This is a genomic window from Flavobacterium aquaticum, assembly GCF_003259835.1.
In the GTDB taxonomy this organism is placed as follows: Bacteria; Bacteroidota; Bacteroidia; order Flavobacteriales; family Flavobacteriaceae; genus Flavobacterium; species Flavobacterium aquaticum.
In genome coordinates, this window is record NZ_QLMI01000004.1 from 255,823 (window position 1) to 277,324 (window position 21,502).

18 protein-coding genes and 1 pseudogene are annotated in these 21,502 nt (G+C 31.0%); 1 reads left to right on the forward strand and 18 read right to left on the reverse strand.

Annotation, left to right across the window (positions count from 1 at the left end; all coding sequences use genetic code 11):
- Positions 1-7: 7 nt before the first annotated feature.
- Together B0I03_RS07980 and B0I03_RS07985 are read right to left on the reverse strand one after the other, a co-directional pair.
- The gene (locus tag B0I03_RS07980; RefSeq protein ID WP_111566920.1) at positions 8-355 is read right to left on the reverse strand and encodes a four helix bundle protein; all 348 of its coding nucleotides are present in this window, start codon (positions 353-355) and stop codon (positions 8-10) included.
- A 75-nt stretch (positions 356-430) separates the two neighbouring features.
- Positions 431-1,303: an ABC transporter permease gene (locus B0I03_RS07985; protein ID WP_111566921.1), complete on the reverse strand. Its 873-nt coding sequence runs from the start codon at positions 1,301-1,303 to the stop codon at positions 431-433.
- Positions 1,304-1,439: 136 nt separating this feature from the next.
- Here B0I03_RS07985 and B0I03_RS07990 point away from each other — a divergent pair, with 136 nt between their 5' ends.
- Positions 1,440-2,174 carry a tyrosine-protein phosphatase gene (locus tag B0I03_RS07990; protein WP_111566922.1) on the forward strand — a complete coding sequence of 245 codons (735 nt, stop codon included), beginning with the start codon at positions 1,440-1,442 and terminating at the stop codon, positions 2,172-2,174.
- Between the two features lie 299 nt (positions 2,175-2,473).
- Here the strand turns inward: B0I03_RS07990 and B0I03_RS07995 are convergent, their stop codons facing one another.
- The 16 genes and pseudogenes from B0I03_RS07995 to B0I03_RS08065 form a co-directional block, all read right to left on the reverse strand.
- The gene (locus B0I03_RS07995) at positions 2,474-4,831 is read right to left on the reverse strand and encodes a GumC family protein (protein ID WP_111566923.1); all 2,358 of its coding nucleotides are present in this window, start codon (positions 4,829-4,831) and stop codon (positions 2,474-2,476) included.
- A gap of 1 nt (position 4,832) precedes the next feature.
- Positions 4,833-5,600: a polysaccharide biosynthesis/export family protein gene (locus B0I03_RS08000; protein ID WP_111566924.1), complete on the reverse strand. Its 768-nt coding sequence runs from the start codon at positions 5,598-5,600 to the stop codon at positions 4,833-4,835.
- Between the two features lie 49 nt (positions 5,601-5,649).
- Positions 5,650-7,617 carry a polysaccharide biosynthesis protein gene (locus B0I03_RS08005; protein ID WP_245902973.1) on the reverse strand — a complete coding sequence of 656 codons (1,968 nt, stop codon included), beginning with the start codon at positions 7,615-7,617 and terminating at the stop codon, positions 5,650-5,652.
- 64 nt (positions 7,618-7,681) lie between these two features.
- Positions 7,682-8,824 carry an aminotransferase class I/II-fold pyridoxal phosphate-dependent enzyme gene (locus B0I03_RS08010; RefSeq protein WP_111567029.1) on the reverse strand — a complete coding sequence of 381 codons (1,143 nt, stop codon included), beginning with the start codon at positions 8,822-8,824 and terminating at the stop codon, positions 7,682-7,684.
- 1 nt (position 8,825) lies between these two features.
- Positions 8,826-9,458 (reverse strand): acetyltransferase, encoded by a 633-nt coding sequence (locus tag B0I03_RS13240; RefSeq protein WP_220084604.1) that lies wholly within the window; start codon positions 9,456-9,458, stop codon positions 8,826-8,828.
- Positions 9,441-10,037, reverse strand: a pseudogene (locus tag B0I03_RS13245) (sugar transferase); the annotation flags it as partial. The gene B0I03_RS13240 and the pseudogene B0I03_RS13245, both read right to left, overlap by 18 nt.
- Positions 10,037-11,161: a glycosyltransferase family 4 protein gene (locus B0I03_RS08020; protein WP_111566926.1), complete on the reverse strand. Its 1,125-nt coding sequence runs from the start codon at positions 11,159-11,161 to the stop codon at positions 10,037-10,039. The pseudogene B0I03_RS13245 and the gene B0I03_RS08020, both read right to left, overlap by 1 nt.
- The gene (locus tag B0I03_RS08025) at positions 11,161-12,141 is read right to left on the reverse strand and encodes a glycosyltransferase family 2 protein (protein WP_111566927.1); all 981 of its coding nucleotides are present in this window, start codon (positions 12,139-12,141) and stop codon (positions 11,161-11,163) included. Before B0I03_RS08025 ends, B0I03_RS08020 begins: the two co-directional genes overlap by 1 nt.
- Before the next feature lies 1 nt (position 12,142).
- Complete coding sequence (locus tag B0I03_RS08030) at positions 12,143-13,234, reverse strand: EpsG family protein (protein WP_111566928.1); 1,092 nt, start codon at positions 13,232-13,234, stop codon at positions 12,143-12,145.
- Positions 13,235-14,296 carry a polysaccharide pyruvyl transferase family protein gene (locus B0I03_RS08035; RefSeq protein WP_111566929.1) on the reverse strand — a complete coding sequence of 354 codons (1,062 nt, stop codon included), beginning with the start codon at positions 14,294-14,296 and terminating at the stop codon, positions 13,235-13,237. It abuts the gene before it with no gap.
- Positions 14,297-15,298, reverse strand: a complete 1,002-nt coding sequence (locus tag B0I03_RS08040) for a glycosyltransferase family 2 protein (RefSeq protein WP_111566930.1) — start codon at positions 15,296-15,298, stop codon at positions 14,297-14,299.
- Positions 15,299-15,300: 2 nt separating this feature from the next.
- Positions 15,301-16,422, reverse strand: coding sequence for a glycosyltransferase (locus tag B0I03_RS08045; RefSeq protein WP_111566931.1), 1,122 nt, complete (start codon positions 16,420-16,422; stop codon positions 15,301-15,303).
- Positions 16,410-17,816, reverse strand: coding sequence for an oligosaccharide flippase family protein (locus tag B0I03_RS08050; RefSeq protein ID WP_146603275.1), 1,407 nt, complete (start codon positions 17,814-17,816; stop codon positions 16,410-16,412). The genes B0I03_RS08045 and B0I03_RS08050 overlap by 13 nt, the downstream gene beginning before the upstream one ends.
- Before the next feature lie 10 nt (positions 17,817-17,826).
- Positions 17,827-19,107, reverse strand: a complete 1,281-nt coding sequence (locus tag B0I03_RS08055; RefSeq protein ID WP_111566933.1) for a nucleotide sugar dehydrogenase — start codon at positions 19,105-19,107, stop codon at positions 17,827-17,829.
- Positions 19,107-20,498, reverse strand: a complete 1,392-nt coding sequence (locus tag B0I03_RS08060) for a UDP-glucose 6-dehydrogenase (RefSeq protein WP_111566934.1) — start codon at positions 20,496-20,498, stop codon at positions 19,107-19,109. The genes B0I03_RS08055 and B0I03_RS08060 overlap by 1 nt, the downstream gene beginning before the upstream one ends.
- 11 nt (positions 20,499-20,509) lie before the next feature.
- Positions 20,510-21,493 (reverse strand): SDR family oxidoreductase, encoded by a 984-nt coding sequence (locus tag B0I03_RS08065; RefSeq protein ID WP_111566935.1) that lies wholly within the window; start codon positions 21,491-21,493, stop codon positions 20,510-20,512.
- Positions 21,494-21,502: the final 9 nt, after the last annotated feature.

A 21,502-nucleotide genomic window follows, 5' to 3' on the forward strand; every position in this document is an offset into this window, starting at 1 on the left:
GTAAAAATTACTTTTTCAACAAATAATTTCGTAATCCAACTATCATTTTCTTTACTTCATTAATTTTATTTTCAATTTCTTTATTCTCAATTATGTATTTTAAACGAACAGCTATCAAGTATTGTGTTTCTAATTCTGACAATGATCCTAAAGCAATATAAAGAAATTGTATGAACTCTTTATCGCTTTTGCTTGCAGCACCTTCAGAAATATTTGAAGGAACAGAAACCGATGCTCTTCTAATCTGATTTGTAAGTCCAAACTTTTCATCATCAGGAAAAAACTTAGATAAAGCATAAATGGCTTCAACCAAATCCATGCTTTTTTTCCAAACATCTAAATCCTTGTGATTCATCTTTTCATTTACAAATTACTATTCTTTATTATTTCCTAAATTTAACTCCTCACTTTTCACCTCTCACTCCTCACTCTAAACTGTATCAATAAAACTCTTTTCTGTTTTATTAAAAATCAATAATCCTACAAAAAACACAACGATTGTTACCACAACAGTATAAAGTAATCCTGAAACAGAAATACTTCCTTCGTTTAACAACATATAACGTGCTGTTTCTATCACATAAGCTAATGGATTGTATTCTATTAACCATCCAAAAGTGGGTAACTTTTCTTTTAACAACACCATTGGATACATAACGGCAGACACGTACATTAAAAGCTGAACTCCAAATCCGACCAAAAAACTCAAATCGCGATATTTTGTAACCAATGAAGAAATTATCATTCCTAATCCTAAACCAAGAATTCCCATTATAGCTACTAATATTGGGAAAAACAAAGTTGCTGTTGTGAATTGGAATGTTACTTTACCAATCATAAAGTAATAGATATAAAAGGCAATAAAAATTAAAAACTGAATACCAAATTTCACCAAATTAGACATCACAATTGATAATGGAACAATAAGTCTTGGAAAGTATACTTTTCCAAATATTGAAGCGTTTTTCTTAAAAGTATCAGAGGTATCATTTAAACAAGAAGTAAAATAATTCCACACCATAACACCACCTAAATTAAATAAGAAAGCAGGTGTTTCTCCCGTTTTAATTCCGGCTACATTATTAAAAATAATCGTAAAAATAACAGAAGTAAATAAAGGCTGAATCAAATACCACAATGGTCCTAAAATGGTTTGCTTATAAACCGTTACAACGTCGCGCTTTACAAACAACATAAGTAAATCTCGATAACGCCAAACTTCTTTAAGATTTAATGAGAAAAATTTGTCCTTTGGAGCAATCTCAAACAACCATTCTTCTTCTGAAAATTCAGTTTTATTCATGTAGTAATGTACTTTCTTTATTAACGTTTCAAAATTAAACTATTTTGGTTATGATACAAACTTATTGAATGGATAATAGCCAATTGATAATCAAATATTAATACAAATAGTTTAATTTTGCAGCAAATTCCAAATCATGTTATCGCTTTTCAAATCTAAACCTAAATTAGCCGAATTAATTCCTTCAGGATATGTAGATATTCATTCTCATGTTTTACCAGGAATAGACGATGGCGCACAAAAAATTAAAGACTCTAAATTTTTATTAGAATCGATGATTGATTTTGGTTTTTCAAAAGTGATTACTACGCCTCATACTATGAAAAACGTATGGGATAATACAACTGAAACTATAAAAAATGTGCATTATTTAGTTCAAGATGAATTACCTGAACTTTCTAAAAAAGTAACTCTTAATTGTGCTTCAGAATATTTTTTAGATGAAAATTTAATACAATTAGCACAACAAGAAAGTCTGCTAACACTAAAAGATAATTTTATTCTAATTGAAATGTCGTATTTGAATGCACCCATTCAGTTATATGATTTTCTTTTTGAGTTGCAACTTAAAGGCTACCAATTAGTTTTAGCACATCCAGAGCGTTACAATTACTTTCATTCCAATAAAAAAGAATTTACAAAACTAAAAAAAGCGGGGTGTTTATTTCAGTTAAATTTGTTAGCTACCGTAGGCTATTATGGAAAAAATGTTGCCGAGACAGCCGATTATCTTTTAAAAGAAAACTTGTATGATTTTGTGGGTTCTGACATTCATCATAAAAATCACGTAGCGGCTTTTCAAAATAAGGTGATCATTAAAAATCACAAAACCTTAGAGGAAACCATGATTAAAAATATGTTTTTTAAATAAACATATCAGGCAAGTTCAACACTATTAAGTAGCATCTATTTTTTTTCTAAAACACATAGACACAATAGTTTTACTTTGCGTTGATTTAGTCCGAAGCTTCGGACGTTACACTTGACATAGCTGACATAGATTTGTTAACCACCAGGAACAGACAATGCTTACAATAGTTTTAAAAATCTCTTTTGCTTCTCCAAAAAGCAAAACGCTTCGGTGTAGCTCTATTCAACAGCATCTACTTCAAAAAAACTCGGTTTAACTCTGTGTAAAACTTAGTGAGACTTTGTGCTACAAAGCCGAAACTATTTAAAAAAACGTTTCCAAAAAGATTTTTTTTCAACCTCAACTCCGTAGCCATATCCATATCCGTAGCCATATCCGTACCCTTTTGTAGAATCGGTATCATTAATTAAGATTGACATATTAGGCAGTTTCTTTTCTTGATATAATTTTTCTGGCAAAGTCAACATTCGTTTGTCTAAGTAATTTGCTCTGGTAACATATACAAAAGCATCTGCATATTTTGATATCAATAAAGTATCGGTTACTAAACTTACTGGTGCAGTATCTACGATGATGTAATCAAACTCTTGCTTTAATTTTTCAAACAATTCACCTACTTTTTTACCCATAAGCAATTCGGCAGGATTTGGAGGAATCACACCTGCAGGCATAACATAAAAGTTAGAAAAACCTTCCACTTTTGTTAAAAAATCAGCACTGTTTTTATGATCTTTAGAAGCTAAATAATTAGTAACACCTACTTTAGGAACATCCAAATATTCTTCTAATTTAGGGTTTCTGATATCCAATCCTAATAACAAAACTTTCTTATCAGACAAGGCAATAGTGGAAGCCAAGTTAACCGAAATAAAAGTTTTTCCTTCTTTTGGAAATGTTGATGTTAAGAAAATAGTCTTAGCAACTCCTTCTGGAACTTCATTAAGTAAGAACTCTAAATTTGTTCGTACAATTCGAAGTGCTTCTGCCGTACTTGTTCTGCTGCTGCTTGAAATGATAGCTTCATTTGAAACCGATTTTGGAACATCTCCAATAAAAGGCATCGTGGTAGCTTGCTCAATATCCAATCGCGATTTAACTTTTGTATCTAATAATCTTCTGATGTAAAGAATTGCAAAAGGAATTAACAATCCCAAAAACAAACTTCCCAAATAAATAACTTGACGATTAGGTGAAACCGGGTTTTTTGAAGCAATTGCTGCATCAATTACTTTAGCATTGGGTGCTGTTACAGCAAGAGAAATTTGAGTTTCTTCTCTTTTTTGCAGCAAGTATAAATACAAAGCTTCTTTGATATTTTGCTTTCTATCGATATCTCTAAAAATCTTTTCTTGAGTTGGGATTTGAGCTATTTTTCCGCCTAAAATAGCATTTTGACGTGCAATATCTTTCTTCTTAATTTTTAAATTGCTTTGCAACTGAAGTAAACTAGAAGCAACACTACTTTTCAATGTGCTTATTTTAGCTTCTAAATTTAGTACCAAACTGTTTTTTGGTCCAGCGGTTTTCAATAATTTATTGCGCTCTAAAACCAATTGATTGTATTGCGAGATGGAAGCACTTGCACCTTCCTCTGCTGGTAAAACATTAGCAGGAATCAATTCTGAAGAAGTATTCGAATTTAAGTAATCTAAAATACTACTTACAACTTTTAATTGCGTTTCGGTTTCAATTTCTTTCTTTTCAAACTCGGTAGCATTTTCTAAAAATAATCCAGCTTCTGAAACAATATCTGTTACTTTATTATCTTTTTTAAACGACTCCACATCAGCTTCAACGCCTTTTAATTCATCACTGATTATACTTAGTCTTTGTTCTATAAATTTTGAGGTGTTTTCAGCAATATATTTTTTGTCTGAAATAGCATCTTGGTTATAGTTTTTTACCAAAGTATTTAAAAAATCTTCTGCTTTAGGTCGAACAGGATCAACAAGGGTTAATTCGATAACACTAGTATTTTTTCCAAACGAACTCACTGTTAATCTCGATTTAAAACTTTCAACTAATGATTTTATTGGATAAACTTGAATAGCAATATTAAACTCCTCTTTCCATAAATCAGCGCCAGATTTCATTACGATAGCTTCAACTGCATCAATTTTAAACTTGGTTCCATACGAAAAGGTTCCTATTTTAACCCCAGAAGCATCATAAAAATCAAATCGGTTAGCATCTGCAGAAGAAATTCGGAAATTATGAAATGTATTTAAAAAAGTTTCATTTGCTTTTGAAAAGAAAATTTGGATGGGACTTCCTTTATAAAGTTCTTCCGATTTTACTCTTCCTAAATTCAAATAAGCGGTAGTAAGTTCTAAATCTTTAATCGTAGAGGCAATTAAAGTTCTCGATTTGATTACTTCAATTTCATTATCAACATTACTTTTTACACCCGAGAGCAATCCCAAATCTGAAAAAGCAGATAATTCAGAAGCCATACTTCCTTTTCGATCATCTTTCACTAAAATAGTCGAGGTAGCTTTGTATTGTGGAATTGTGTAGCGCAAATATAAATAAGCAACTGTAAAACAAACAAATACACCTACAACAAACCATTTCCAATGCGAAATATAGTTTTCAATTTCTTCTTTTAAGTTAAAATTGCTGGATAAAGTTGGAGTATTTAATTCGCGTTTTTGCATCTTATTTTACGGTTAAAGCTATAATGGTAACAATCAAAGAAAGGGCTGAAATTCCTACAGTTAAATTAGGTCCGATAGCTGAAGAATTGATTCTAGTTTTATTAGGTTCAATATAAACCACATCGTTTTGAGATAAATAATACGCTGAAGAATTCAAAAAATCGGATTTTGTTAAATCGATTCGTTCCATAGTTTTGGTTCCATTCTTTTCACGAATTAATAAAACATTGGTTCTATTTCCGTAAATGGTTAAATCTCCAGACATTCCAATAGCTTCTAGCAATGTAATTCTTTCACTAGCAACCGAATAAGTTCCAGGTTTTTGAACTTCTCCTAAAACCGTTACTTTAAAATTTAAAATTCTGAAATTGATTACCGCATCACTAACATGATCTTTTAATAGCTCTTTTAATTTAACTACTGCTTGCGTTTTTGTTAATCCGCCAAGAGCAATAGAACCTAATAATGGAAATTCAATTTTTCCTTCCTTATCCAAAATATAGGTTTGCATTCTTTGTGTTCCAATTGTATTCTCTGAATCACCTTGAACCGTTATAGCTTTCAAATTATAAGGCGCTGCAACTTCTGGATTCTCAGATGAAACTACAATCATTACTACATCATCAGGTTGCAAAACAGGCTCATAAGAAACCAACTCTTTTGCATTAGAAGCGCCTTGTAAATACACCAATTCTTTTCTTGAAGCACAAGAAGTGGTTAAAAACAAAACGAATAACAGCGATAAAAGAGTGATTTTTACAAATTTCATAATCTAAATTTTATGCAAATATAAGGGACTTTACTAATAAGCAAAGAAATTAGTGGTCAAGACGCTCAAATTCAGAATTTTTACTCTTAAATTCAGGCACAATTTTCTTCATTAGCACAACGGTTTCCTCAGATTTCATTTCTTTAGCACTTTGAACTAATCGTTGTAATTGATTAAGAAAATCATCAAAATTAGCAACACTTACTTCTTGTGCTATCATAATTTTTTCGTGGTGAGTTGGTAGTGTTTTAGCTACATCATTCAACAATTCTTCATATAATTTTTCACCTGGTCGTAAGCCTACTACTTCAATTTTAATATCTTCTTCTGGAGTAAATCCGGCTAAACGAATCATTTTATAAGCCAAATCAATTATTCGAACAGGTTCACCCATATCAAAAATATAAATTTCACCTCCGTTACCCATAGAACCTGCTTCTAACACTAATTGACAAGCTTCAGGGATAGTCATAAAATAACGAATAATATCCGGATGCGTTATGGTTATTGGACCTCCTTCTTGAATTTGCTTAGTAAACAACGGAACAACAGAACCATTAGAACCTAGTACATTTCCAAAACGAGTAGTAATAAACTTAGTTGATTCTAACTGCTTTGCTTGCGCATTCATCGACAAAGACTGCACGTACATTTCTGCTATTCTCTTACTAGCTCCCATTACATTACTTGGGTTCACGGCTTTATCAGTGGAAACCATCACAAAAGAAGACACTTTGTATTTTAGAGCTAAATCGGCAATGATTTTGGTTCCATAAACGTTAGTTAAAACCGCCTGATACGGATTTAATTCCATCAACGGCACATGTTTATAAGCAGCTGCATGATAAATAACATCAGGTTGATGTGTTCCTATGATTTGCTCCATCATAAAAGCGTCTTTTATATCAGCAACAAAAGACAAATAGGGAATATTTTTTATTATAGGTTCAATCAACAATCCTAATTGATGCAAAGGCGTTTCTGCTTGATCAACAACAACTAATTTTGATGGTTTAAAATCTAAAACTTGTTGTACAATTTCACTTCCAATAGAACCTGCTGCACCTGTAACCATAATGGTTTTTCCGCTAATTTGCCCCGAAATAATTTGATTGTGAAGCTCAATAGGTTGACGCTCTAACAAATCTTTAATATCAAATTGCCTAATGCTTTTAGTGATATTTTTTTGATCTTCCCAATTTTTTACCGTTTGAGTTGATAGTACTTGATATTGGTGTTCTAAACAATCATCAACAATTTTCAACTGCTCACTTTTAGTTAAAGAAGAATCACTTAAAATAATTCCCGAAGCATTAAACTTTCTAATGATAACAGCCGCATTACCTTTAAAACCTACAATTGGCAAACCTAGAACTTGTTTGGTCTTATTTGCCGATGTTTTTTCGATAAAAGCAACTACTTTGAATCGCTTTGGTTGTTCAGAATGTAAAGCTTTAGCTAAAGCAAAGGCATTGGCATCTACTCCAAAAACTACAATTTTTTTAATTTTATCTATATTTTCTAATTCGATATAGGTTTCAAATAAAAACTTGACCACTATTCGGAAAAGAAATAAAAGTACAAACGAAATTACACTGTGAATAAATAATTCGGGCAGCAAGAAAATCTTAGTACCATGAATAAAATAATGGGTATAATTTAAAACTACTAATGAGAAAAAAGCAAATGAAGTAGCCAATAATAATCGCATACCATCAATAAAACTAGAATGTCTTATAATTCCTGCATAGGTTCTAAAAGCGAAGAAAAAAAAGGCGTAAGTAAAAATGGTAATTACATAACGAATAGAAACCGAATAAGTATCAAAGTACTTATATGTTAAATTAGTTACAATAAAATAGGTAACCAAGCTAGCAAATAAAACAATAATAATATCAATACAAAAGATAACCCATCTTGGTAAATAGGCTAAATTACTAAATCGATTTTCAAAAAAATCTTTGGCTATGTTTTGAATAACCGATTTTTTTGAAGAATTATTCTGATTATTTGACACTTAAAAATTGTTTAACAGATTGGGGAGCTACAAAAATACAACAACTTATTAAAGTTAGAATCGTTTATGCATTTTCTTTTTGCTTTTTAAAAAAATCTTCAAGAACCAAAATTATTCTTTTCCATTGATTATCAGACAAGTTAGACCCTGAAGGCAAGCACAATCCTTTCTCAAATAAATCGGCTGCAACCGAACGACCATAATATGGATAAGATGCAAAAACAGGTTGTAAATGCATAGGCTTCCATAAAGGGCGTGTTTCTATATTTTGAGATTCAAACTTTAATCGTAAGGCTTCTCTTTCTTCAAAAGAATTTAACAGAATAGCCGTTAACCAATGATTAGAAATAAAATCAGCAGTTGGTTCTTTAAAAACAATTACACTTGAAATTGCTTTAAAAAAATCTTGATAACGTTGATTCCATTTTCTTCTCAAAGCCACATGATGTTCCAGAACTTCCATTTGACCACGACCAATTCCGGCAGCAATATTACTTAATCGATAGTTATAACCAATTTCACTATGTTGATAATGTGGAGCTGCATCTCTTGCTTGAGTGGCTAAAAATATGGTCTTATCTTTTAAAGCACTCGACTTTGTTACCAAAGCACCGCCTCCAGAAGTAGTTATAATTTTATTTCCATTAAACGATAAAGCTGCCATCGTACCAAACGTGCCACACTTTTGTCCTTTGTATGAACTACCTAACGCTTCGGCACTATCTTCTAAAACAGGAATTTCATAGCGATTCGCAATGGCTAGTATTTCATCCATTTTGGCTGGCATTCCATACAAATGAACAGGAATAATTGCTTTTGGCTTCTTCCCTTTTGCGATTCTATCTTGAATAGCTTCTTCTAATGCAATTGGACATATATTCCAAGTATCCAATTCGCTATCTACAAAAATAGGAGTAGCACCCAGATAAACTATTGGATTGGCAGAAGCAGAAAAAGTCATCGATTGACAAATCACCTCATCACCTGCTTTTACTCCTAACAAAATAAGACCTAAATGCAAAGCAGCAGTTCCTGAACTCAAAGCGGCAACTTGAACATTGTTGCCCAAGAAATGAACCAAATCATTTTCAAAACCAGTTACATTGGGTCCTAAAGGCGCTACCCAATTGCTATCAAAAGCCTCTTGCACATATTTTTGTTCCGTTCCTCCCATGTGAGGAGAAGAAAGCCAAATTTTCTCTTCCATTTTAATTCTCTTGATATTTAATAATTCGTGCTGGAACACCAACTACGACAGCATTGTCAGGCACATCTTGCAAAACTAATGTTCCTGCTCCAACACTTACATTTTTTCCAATTTTAACATTAGGTATAACAGTGGCTCCAATACCTACTAATGTTTTTTCTCCCACTGTAACATTTCCACCCAAACAAGCATTTGGCGCTACATGAACATAATCTTCTAATTTACAATCATGCTCTACAATTGCTCCTGTATTGATGATACAATGATTTCCAATTATAGCATCTGGATTTACAACTGCAGCTGCCATAATTTGAGTTCCAGGTCCAATCTTGGCAAATTTGGACACAATAGCATTGGGATGAATGGTCATAATAAAATTGGTATCTAATGTGGTAACTATTCTTTTTCGAATGGCATTATCGCCAATGGCAACAATACAATTTCGAGCCTGTAATTTTTTTCTATTAAAATTCTTCTTGATAGGAATGTCAAACAACGAATCCGATTGGGGTGCATCATCTAAAATTCCTTTGATAACATATTTATTTTCCGACAAAAGTACGTCTAAAACCACTTTTCCGTGACCTCCAGCTCCAAAAACATAAACCGAAGTAGTGCCACTAAAAGGTTCTATCGTTGCCGAATTTTGAGCATTTATGCCTTCTTTGATTAAAATCTTTTTTACCGTTTTCAAAAGAATTTTCAAATCCAATCCGAAAGAAATATGTTCTACATAAAACACATCCAATTCAAATTTGGTTTCCCAATCAATTGCATTTCGCCCATTGATTTGTGCCCAACCTGTAATCCCCGGTTTTACTTCATGACGACGATTTTGATAAGGCGAATACAAATGCATATACTGCGTTAATAAAGGTCTTGGACCCACCAAACTCATATCGCCTTTTAGAACATTGAGCAACTGCGGAATTTCGTCCAATGATGTTTTTCTAACAAAACGTCCAACGGCAGTTAATCGTTCTGCATCGGATAACAAATTCCCTTTTTTATCTTTTCTATCATTCATGGTTTTAAACTTAATGATGCTAAAAATGGCACCATTAAATCCTGGTCGTCTTTGAATAAAAAAAGGTTTGCCCTGATTGGCAAAAAACAACAAAATGGTAATGCATAAAAACACGGGCAGAAGCAGGATAAATCCAACCAATGCCAGAATAAAATCTAATATGGGTTTTACTATGTTTTTATACATTATTTTAAAATATCTTTATAAAAGGTAAGCCATTGCAACGAAATTTCATCTGCTGAGAAATGTTCTAATACATACTGTCTTCCGTTTTTACCTAAAACTGTCCTTGTCTCTTCGTTTTGAACCAACAATTTCATTTGATTATAAAGTTGATCTACATTTTTAACTTCATGACGTAACCCAGTTTTATTTTCGATAATAGTTTCTGCTAAACCATAGGTATCGCTACAAATTATTGGTAATTCTAACAACGAAGCTTCTATAACACTTGTCCCAAAACCTTCTCTATAACTTGGTAAACAAAACACATCTGCAGCTTGTAAAACTTCTTGTGGCTTTGGAGTAGGACCAAAATAAATAATATTTTCGGTTTGAATTTGACGAATTTTCTCTTGCATATTTTCTTCATCAAATCCAATTAAAAGCAATTTCACATTCGGAAAATCTGCATGTAGCTTTTGAAATGCTTTTGCTAAATCTAAAATGCCCTTATCGGTATTCATTCTACCTAGAAAAGCAAATACAACATCATTATTTTGAAAGTTCAGTTGTTCGCGATACAAATTTCTAATTTCTGAAGAAGGATTGAACTTTTGCACATCTACTCCACTAATGGAACCTTTTCCTAAAACCTTAGAATTTTTATCGGTTATAATTTTATTAGCAATTAAAAATTGACGTTGCGACTGACCATCGACCAAAATATGAGTGGTAAACCAAACCAACAGTCGGTCTAAAAACTTTAAAAATTGTTTTTTAAAACCTGATTGTGTGTGCCAAACTTGTCCAGTAAAAATATGAATTCGGGTTGGAATTCTAGAGAGCCAAGAACTCATCATTGCTAACAAACCTGCTTTTGGCGTAACGGAATGAACCACATGAAACGATTCTTTTTTAAAGAAAAAATACAACTGAATTAAAGCTAAGAAATCTTTTAAAGGATTGATGCTTCTGTGAATTGCAATATGTTTGGTGTTTTTTACAAACGGAACTTCAAAATCAGCTTGTGTTTCAAAATTAGCTACTAAAGTAATATCAAACTCTTTTGAAAGGTATTCAAAATGTTTAATTAAAAATACTTTGGCAGTAATGGGTGCCGAAACTACAAAACAGATTTTTTTCTTCATTAACTTTTTCTATTCAAAAATCGGTACAAAGGTAAAGCTAATTTTAAAAGTAAAGAATGCTTTAAGAATAAGATTCGAAATAGATTTTTAGAACGATCAAACAGTTTGTGGTTTACAAAAAACAACTTTTTAGCTTTTAAATATTCTATTTTTAAAAGAATAGTTTTATAATCTGATTGGTTCTTAATCATTTGAACAACTAAAGTAGCTGTTAAAAAACCCAAACGCTCTTTAAAAAAAGCATCTTGATTCGCAGATTTTAAATACAATTGATTGGTGATCACCATAACGCGTTCAATATCATTTTGCATTTTTTCTTTTTTAGCAAGACTACTATTTCGAGTAATCGAATTGGGTGTTTGCAAAAATTGCCCAACAATGGTTTCAACTGCTAACATTCGTTTCGCTTGAAGAAAAACACGGGTGTTGAATTCAAAATCTTCGATATAAAGCTGTTCTTCAAAAAAAAGTTGATTGTTTCGTAAAAAATCTGTGCTATATAATTTATTACAAGCCGAATTAGCATAACGAACCTTTTGATAATAGCCTATTCCATCCAAAACCAAAGCATTTGAAGAATTAGAAAGGGTATAACAAACGGCTCCATTTTCTAAAACACCTTGAGCTCCAAATTCCAAAACCTCAACTTGAGATGCAATTGCTTGATTTACAATTTGACTTAATGTATTAGGAACCAAATAATCATCTGCATCTAAGAAAAGTAAAAAAGTTCCTTTTGCATTTAAGATTCCTGTATTTCTGGCACCGCCAAGTCCTTTATTTTTTTGGGATATAACTTTTAAATTAGCAACATCTTGAAAGTGCGACTTTATGGTTTTCACACTATCATCGGGTGATTCATCATCAACAATAATAATTTCATAAGCAGAAGCTTCCAAATCATTTTGAATGACAGAATTAATGCAACGAATTACATATTTTTCAACATTATAAACCGGGATAATGACACTTAATTTCATTTTACTTAACTAGAATTACGTTAAAAATATAAGTAAACATGAAATACAGCAATAATACGGCACCAACCATTCGATGATGTTGTTTAAAAAGTTGTTCTTTTAGAATTGGATAAAAAATGATAATAGCTAGCATGAACCATGACAAATATGCAAATCTATTGGTAAAATTAGCTCTAATAACCAAAACCCAAAACGCATTAGTTATCAAATACATATTAAAAAGTTGCTCATACAACTTATCTGAAAAGTTCTTTTTGAATAGGTAATACCAACCCGCGAAAACTCCAGTGGCACTATAAATTAAGAAATCCCAACGAAATCCTGTTTTTGTTATGGCTTCATCTATTTCATCTGTAAAATACTGTTCAAATCTTCTATCGTTTATTCCTAACGATTCTATATATTCCACAAAAAAGTTACCTACTGCTAGTGAAACTAAAATGGTAGTTAACCAAATAAAAATATAGGTTTGCGATTTGGTATAAAAACTTGAAACTATAAATGCAAAAACGGGTAAAACCATAGTTTTATGGAAAGAAATTGCAACTAGTAACAAGGCATACAGAACTATTTTCTTGTCTTTAAAAGCTAATGCTAATAAAAAAAGAGACGTTGCTAATCCGTTTCTGATTCCATTTGTACCATAAGCCCAAAAAGAAAAGGACACAACTAAAGCAAAAAATGCATAAAACCAATACTCTTTAAACCATTTAATAGAGAGAATATAAAGTGGAATGATATAAATTAAAGCACAAGTAAAAAAGAAAGCCTCAACAGACATTACTTTAGTGCAAAATTCTAAAAACCAATAAAAACCATAATCTTCGGTTACTTCTAAGGGATTTCCATCTAAATATCGCTCAAAGGAATAGGCATACATGGTCATATCTACGAAAACACTATGAATAGGTCTAAAACCCATGTAAAGCAGAACAAAAACCAAAGACAAATAACCAAAAATTTTTAAAAATCGTGTATTTCTTGCATCATCGATTTCTAAAATAACAGCGTGTAGCAAAATGCCTATCAAAAAAACCAATAAAATTTGATAGTAAAAAAAAGTATAGTGTTCTATTGGTATGAAATCAAACATTTAAGATAATAGCTGCTGTTTCAAAGGTAAATATTTTTCCATCAAATTTTTATATGCAGTTGTATTTGATGAATTTAAGCTTTCAAAAGCTTCGTTAATACTTTCTAAATCGAAATTCTTAATTAAAATTACCGGTGCTTGCTCTTTAATCCATTCGTATGAAGCACTAATTTTATGGTTGTTATTTAAGAAAACTAAACAAGGTGTATTTGTTATGTAAGAAAAAATCATTCCATGTAATCTATCTGTAATTACAAGTTCTGAAGATTTGTATTGATTCCAAATTTTGTTTAATTCTTCATCTAATTGTTGCTCAGATAAATTCCCTTTATTAATATGAGTATCATAAAATGAAACATTAGAAAAAGTTTCTTTTGCCCAATTAATTAACGATTCATTCTGTTCAGAAGTTAATAATTTTTCGTCATCTGCTCTTAAACTTAATGTAACGCCATTGCGTGTGATTTGAGGTTGCGATTTATCTAAACTCAATACAATATCTGGTGTTAAAAACACTTTCACTTTTGGAAAATGACGTTGCATTAATTCAAAAGATTGCTGTTCTCTAACAAAAAAACTCAAGTTAGAATGTTTACTGTAGACAGAAATTGCTTTTGCTAGACTTTTTTTCCCTTTAGGAGAATTTGAAAAATCAAAAGTTTGTGGAAACGAAATAATTTTATTGTTTGGAAAAGACGCAATAACTAACTGACGTAAAGTTTCTATTTGATCATACAAATCTCCAAAATTTCCACCACCAACAGTTGTAATGCAATCTGACGGATTCAAAATAGATTTTGCAAAGACAATTCCTTCAATAGTTTTATTTATTGAAATAAGAACTACTTTATGATTGGGTAATGTGTTTTGAATAAATTTTTCTTGTGCATAAGTGATGGCTACATCGCCAAGATTACTATAATTTGCCGCTAAAAAAATAAAAACTTTTGAATCTTCTTTTTTTAAGTTTTGAGTCGAGAAAATGGTCGCACTTTTAAACTTTTGTAAAAAAAGAAGTATTCTAATTTTTAAATAGTAAGGAATGTATTTCTTTAAAAACATTTATTTGATGATTTTTAAAATCAGGTACAAAAGTAAAGCTCTTTTTTGTGAAATAATAGTTTTATAAACAGAATCCAATTTACTATTTGGCTTGTAAAACGGTATTAATCTTTGTGTTTCGGGATGTACAATCATGGTTTTTAAATGATTGTACTTTTGATTTTCAGTTAAATTATTTTTAAATGCAAACAAATTATTAGCACAATATCGAATTCCTAAAAGCAAACTATTCGCCAGTAATTCATTAGAATGATTAATTTCCCACTTATTAAAGAACTTTTTTAAACATTCATTCTTTTTCAAATACAAGTCAAATGAATTCGCATGAAATGTTTTTATCAATGTTGTGGTAGGTCGATTTGCGTAATGATACAGCGGTTTATTTATAAAATGAATGCTATTTACTGAAGAAAAAACGGGAGCATTAAACAAAATATCTTCAACAAGAGAAACCCCTTTTTCAAATTTAAAATTATGTTGCTTTAAAAAATCGATAGCGTAAAATTTATTCCAAGCATAACCTAATAATCCAATAGTATTATTGGTTACAGTTGTATTTTTATTTTCAATATTTATTACTTCATATTCATGAACAATTGATTCGGAAGAAATAAGATTTCCACTTTTATCTTCTGTATCTAAAAAATAGCCAAAAACAACAACAGGTACATTTTCTTTCTCAATTTTATCAATACATAAAGTCAATAAATCTGATTCAATGAAATCATCGCTATCCATAAAATACACATAATCGCCTTGCGCTCTTTCTAATCCAAAATTACGAGCATCAGACAAACCTCCATTTTCCTTATGAAAAATTTTCAATCTGGAATCTGAAGCGTATTTTTCAATTTTTTGAATACTGTTGTCTTTTGTTCCATCATTAATAATTAACAATTCGAAATTTGCATAGGTTTGCTGAAGAACACTCAAAACCGCCTTTTCAATGTAATTTTCTACATTGTAAACGGGCATAATAATGGAAATTAGTTTCGTGTTCATGATTAAATAGTATCAAATAAATGTTCAACAGAATGTGTTGAATTTTGAGCTTTTAAATATACAGCCCTCTCTTTTGCCTTTAGTTTTAATAGATTTAATTCCTCTGATTTGGTTATTAATTCTACCAATCCTTTATATAAATCTTCTGTTGTATTTGGAACTATTTTACCAAACTTTCCTTTGTCTAAAATTTCGTTCATTCCTGGGCAATCGGTTGTTAAAACTGGAATTTCTAAAGCTAATGCTTCAATTATAGCAGAGTTGTATCCTTCGGTAAAAGAAGAGCAAACGTACAAATCTGCTATAGCCAAATAAGGATACGGATTTTCTTTAAACCCTAACAATTGCACATAATTTTCTAGCTTATCTTTTTTAATGATTGCATTTAATTTTGAAGCTAATTCCCCATCACCAATTAGATATAATTTGAATTTAATATCTGTTGAAGAAGCTATTCGTTTTACAATTTGAATCAATCGCTCGTAACCTTTCACTTCAATAAGTCGACCAATAGAGACAATATTTAGAGTTTTACTATCAAATTCAATATCAAAACTCACTTCTTGCGATTTTTGCTCAATAAAACTAAAGTCAATCGTATTTTCAATAACAAGTGTTTTATTTTCTAATTGAGGAAAAATATGTAACAAAGAATTTTTAACCTCTTGAGAAACGCAAACAATATTATTAAATGACTGATACGCATTTTTAGTTTCTTCAAAAGTTCTAAAAGTTCGGGATAGTAATTCGGGAGTTGCTTTCGTATGTAACCAAGCTATTTTTTTAACTTTTGGATTGGTGATTCCAGATAAAATTCGAGTAGGAACATGTTCTAAATAAGCAACTACAATATCATAATCATTAACTTTTAATCTATTTGCCAAAAACGAAGCCGGAATTATTTTTTGCAAAACAGAATAACCTCTAAACACTTTTGAGAACCAATAAAAATGTTTGATTACTGGATGTAATAGTTTTTTATTAATTCCTTCTTTAAAAATAGTGAATAAAGTTACCTGATACTTATCTTTAGGCAAAGCATTAACGAGATGAACCAAAACACGTTCGGCTCCTCCACCTTTTAAGTCGGGATGAATAAATAATATTTTTTTTAACGCATCCATTTCTTCAAATACTTATTGTAAACTATTTGCAATTCTGATTGTAACAAAAAACAACTTATGACTAGTGCTACTAAAGGTAGCCAAAAAATTCCGTAAGGTAATTCCAAAAACATTATTACAGATAAAACCATAAAAACACCAAATAAAACAAAAAATGTAGCAAATGGAAATACTATTTTAATATACTTTTTGGTTTCAAAAAATCGGAAAAGAAATAAGAAAAAATAACCAAAAAATATTGCTATTGCTGCTCCTAACAATTCTAAAACTGGGATAAGAAAATACGAAAGTAATAATACAATTATCCCACTTATTAAGCTGCTTAAAAAAATACTTTTTGTTTTTTTTGCACCTAAATAAATAGTTCCATAAAAACCACTTAATGCGTTAAATAAGATAGCCAACAATAAAACAGAGGTATAACGCCATGAATCATAAAACGTTATATCAACAAAATAAGTTAAAAACAGCTGATTAATACACAATAAATTAATAGAAATTATAAACAAATATTTTACATACTTTTTAAAAATGGCACTGTAATAATCATCTTTATCTTCCCTATTATAATTTTCAATTGCTTTTTCTTGCCAAGCCAAATAAAACACATTTACAAGTAGCAAAACAATTGTAGGAAACTTAAATGCAATAGCAAAAATACCATTTGAAGCCACTCCTAAAAAAAGAACAATCAAATAGCGATTTGCTGAAGATATTGCCCACCAAGACAAACTATTTGGCACTAACGGTATAGAATAAAAGAGTAATTCTTTTGCTACTTGAAAACTATAATATTTACCGTGAATATAGCCAAACACTTTATTTCTAAACACAATAAATACAGTTGAAAAAAAAGCTGCAATAATATTAGAATAAAGTAATCCTTCTATTTTTTTATCATAAAAAACCAAAAAAAGAATGGCAAGAAATACATATAAAAAAGTGTAAAAAACACTAGACAAAACATATCCTTTATTGTCTGCAATAGCCCTTTGAAATTGTTGAAATAGTAAGAAAAAAGACTGAAATCCTAATAAAAATAAAAGCTCTTTATAAAATAAAAAAGGATAGAAGTTTTGGAAAATTAAAACTCCAACAATTGCTATAAAAATGGAAACTAGCAAAATAAAACTCGAAGTTGTTAATACCCTTGCTTTATTTTCAAACTGATTATTTTCTATTAACCATCTTAAAACAGCATCAGTTAATTGAAGTGTTACTATAGGAGTTAATAAACTAATGGTTGTTAAAAACAAATCAAAAACACCTACATCTTCTCTTGAAAGATAAAATGTAGTAAAAAAAACCAAAATGAAGCTAAGCCCTTTTGAGGCTAAATTCCCAATGGAGTATAACAGTGTGTTTTTTAATAAACTATTTGATTTGGTTTCCAAAATTAGATTTTTACAATCTTCCGTCAACAGCGTTTTGTAAAATACCTTTTACATCATAAACTACACCATTTGGATTAAGTAGTTTAGCAATATCTAAAGATAAAAACTCTTTATGAGCCACACCTAAAACAACCGCATCATATTTTGTTGTAGCATCAAGTGTTGTATGGCAAGTTAAACCATATTCATGTTGCACCTCATCGGAATTTGCCCAAGGATCATGAATCGTAACTTTTGTACTATATTCTTCTAACGATTTTACAACATCTACAATTTTGGTATTGCGAACATCAGGACAGTTTTCTTTAAAAGTGAATCCTAGCATTAAAATAGTTGCTCCATTTACTTTGATGTTTTTACGAATTAAAGTCTTCACTACTTGCGAAGCCACATATTCGCCCATACTGTCATTCATTCGACGACCTGCCAAAATAATTTCAGGATGATAACCTACTTCTAAAGCTTTTTGAGCTAAATAATAAGGATCAACACCTATACAATGTCCTCCAACCAAACCAGGTTTGAAGGGTAAAAAGTTCCATTTAGTTCCAGCCGCAGTTAAAACATCGTGCGTATTAATTCCTAATAAATTAAAAATTTTAGCTAATTCATTCACAAAAGCAATATTAATATCACGTTGCGAATTTTCGATAACTTTTGCTGCTTCCGCTACTTTAATGGTTGGTGCTAAATGCGTTCCTGCTGTAATAACACTGTTATATAAAGCATCTACTTTTTTACCAATTTCAGGAGTAGAACCAGCAGTAACTTTTAATATTTTTTCAACTGTATGTTCTTTATCACCTGGATTAATTCGTTCTGGCGAATATCCTGCAAAAAAATCTACATTAAATTTTAATCCAGATATTTTCTCTAAAACAGGTACACATTCTTCTTCTGTAACTCCAGGATAAACGGTAGATTCATAAATTACAACATCACCTTTCTTAAGTACTTTTCCAACAGTTTCACTTGCTTTGTAAAGTGGTGTTAAATCAGGTTTGTTATGTTTATCAACAGGTGTTGGAACCGTAACAATAAAATAATTGCAATCGGAAATATCCTCCAATTTATTAGAACAATACAACCCTTTTTCAGAAGTAGATTGAGATACTAAAACGGATTTTAGTAAATCTTCTTCTACTTCTAACGTTACATCAATTCCTTGATTTAATTCGGATATACGTTGCTGATTAATATCAAATCCTACTACTGAAAATTTGGTAGCAAAAAGTCGTGCCAATGGCAAGCCAACATATCCTAATCCTATAATTGCAATTTTTTCGCTCATTATCTTGATCCAATTCCTTGGTAAATAAATCCTATTTTTTCTAACTCTTCTTTATTCAATATATTTCTTCCGTCGAAAACAAAAGCTGGTTTTAACATATTGTCATATATTTTTTGCCAATCGTATGTTTTAAACTCGTCCCATTCTGTTAATACAGCAATAGCGTGAGCATCTTTACAAGCTTCATACGGATTATCAACCGTTTGAACTCCTTTATTATTAGCTTCTTCTGAACGGGTTTCTAAGTAATTCAAATCAAATTGAATTTGAGCTGAATCTACTTTAGGATCATAAACTGTAACTGTTGCTTGTTCGCTTAACAAATCATCAGCCACAAAGATAGCCGCAGATTCTCTGGTATCGTTGGTGTCTTTTTTGAAAGCCCAACCCAAGAATGCAATTTTTTTACCAGAAACCGTATTGTATAATGTTTTAATTATATTTTTTGCAAAGCGACGTTTTTGATGATCATTCATAATAACCACTTGTTCCCAATAATCGGCTACTTCATTTAAACCATATGATTTAGCGATGTAAACCAAATTTAAAATGTCTTTTTGAAAACATGAACCTCCAAAACCTACAGAAGCTTTTAAGAATTTAGGTCCAATTCTACTATCTAAACCAATTGCTTTTGCTACTTCATTAACATCTGCACCTGTTTTTTCACACAATTCACTCAAGGCATTAATTGAAGAAACACGCTGTGCTAAAAATGCATTAGCTGTTAATTTTGATAATTCAGAAGACCAAACATTTGTCGTTAAAATTTTGTCATTTGGAACCCAATTAGCATAAATATCAACCAATTGTTGAATTGCCTTTTGACCTTCTGGAGTTGTGTCTCCACCAATTAAAACTCGGTCTGGCGCAAATAAATCTTCAACTGCTGTTCCTTCTGCTAAAAATTCTGGATTAGACAAAATTTGAAATTGAACACCATTTCCAGTATTATCTAAAATATCTTTAATAGCGCTTGCTGTTCTTACAGGTAAAGTTGATTTTTCAACTACAATTTTATCGTTTTTAGCAACACGCGCAATTTGACGAGCACATAATTCTATATATTTTAAATCGGCAGCCATACCTTTACCAACACCATACGTTTTAGTTGGCGTATTTACCGATATAAAAATCATATCTGCTTCATCGATTGCTTTATCTACTTCGGTTGAAAAGAATAAATTTCTACCACGAGCTTCTGCCACAACATCGCTTAATCCTGGCTCATAAATAGGAATATTATTTACGTATTTATCGTTCCAAGCTGCAATTCTTTTTTCATTTAAGTCAACAACCGTAACTTTAATATGCGGACACTTTTGAGCAATCACCGCCATTGTTGGTCCGCCAACATATCCTGCACCGATACAACAGATATTTTTAATCATTGTATTATCTTTTATTTTTTTAAATTATTCCAATACCATTTTACCGCCTCTTTTAAACCCTCTCTCATAGAAAATTTTGGTTGGTAATTTAGTAGTTTACTTGCTTTTTCTATACTTGCTAGTGAATGTGGAATATCTCCCACTCTATTTTCTCCGTGAATAATAGGAACATTAGCAATTTCATAATCATATTCTGATAAGAATTCTTTCAATGCATTAACTAATTCATTTAAAGTAGTTCTTTCACCAAAAGCAGTATTATAAACTGTGTTTATTGCCTCCGGATTTTCGGTTAACATTGCCAATTCGTTCATTTGAATTACATTATCAATGTAAGTAAAATCGCGAGAAAATTCTCCATCACCATTTATTATAGGGCTCTCGTGATTTAAAAATTGGGCTACAAATTTAGGAATTACTGCTGCATAAGCACCATTTGGATCTTGATTTCTTCCAAAAACATTAAAATAGCGCAAACCAATAGTTTCAATTCCGTAAGTTTTACTGAATACATCAGCATACAATTCGTTAACATATTTGGTTACTGCATAAGGCGATAATGGTTTTCCAATAATATGTTCTACTTTTGGCAAAGCTTCAGAATCTCCATAAGTAGAAGAGCTTGCTGCATAAATAAAGCGCTTTATATTAGCGTTTCTTGAAGCCGTTAACATATTTAAAAATCCAGCAACGTTTACTTCATTTGAAGTAATTGGATCATTAATTGAACGAGGAACACTTCCTAAGGCAGCTTGATGCAATACAAAATCAATTCCGGCAACAGCAGCTTCGCAAGTTTTAAAATCTCTGACATCACCTTCTATTAATGTAAATTTAGGATTTGAAAGAAAATTTTCAATGTTATGACGATAACCCGTTGAGAAATTATCTAAACATATAACTTCATTATTTTCTAGAAAATAAGCACAAAGATTGGATCCGATAAAACCCGCACCTCCAGTAATAAGTATTCTTTTATTTGAAATCTTTGTCATGTAATTTGC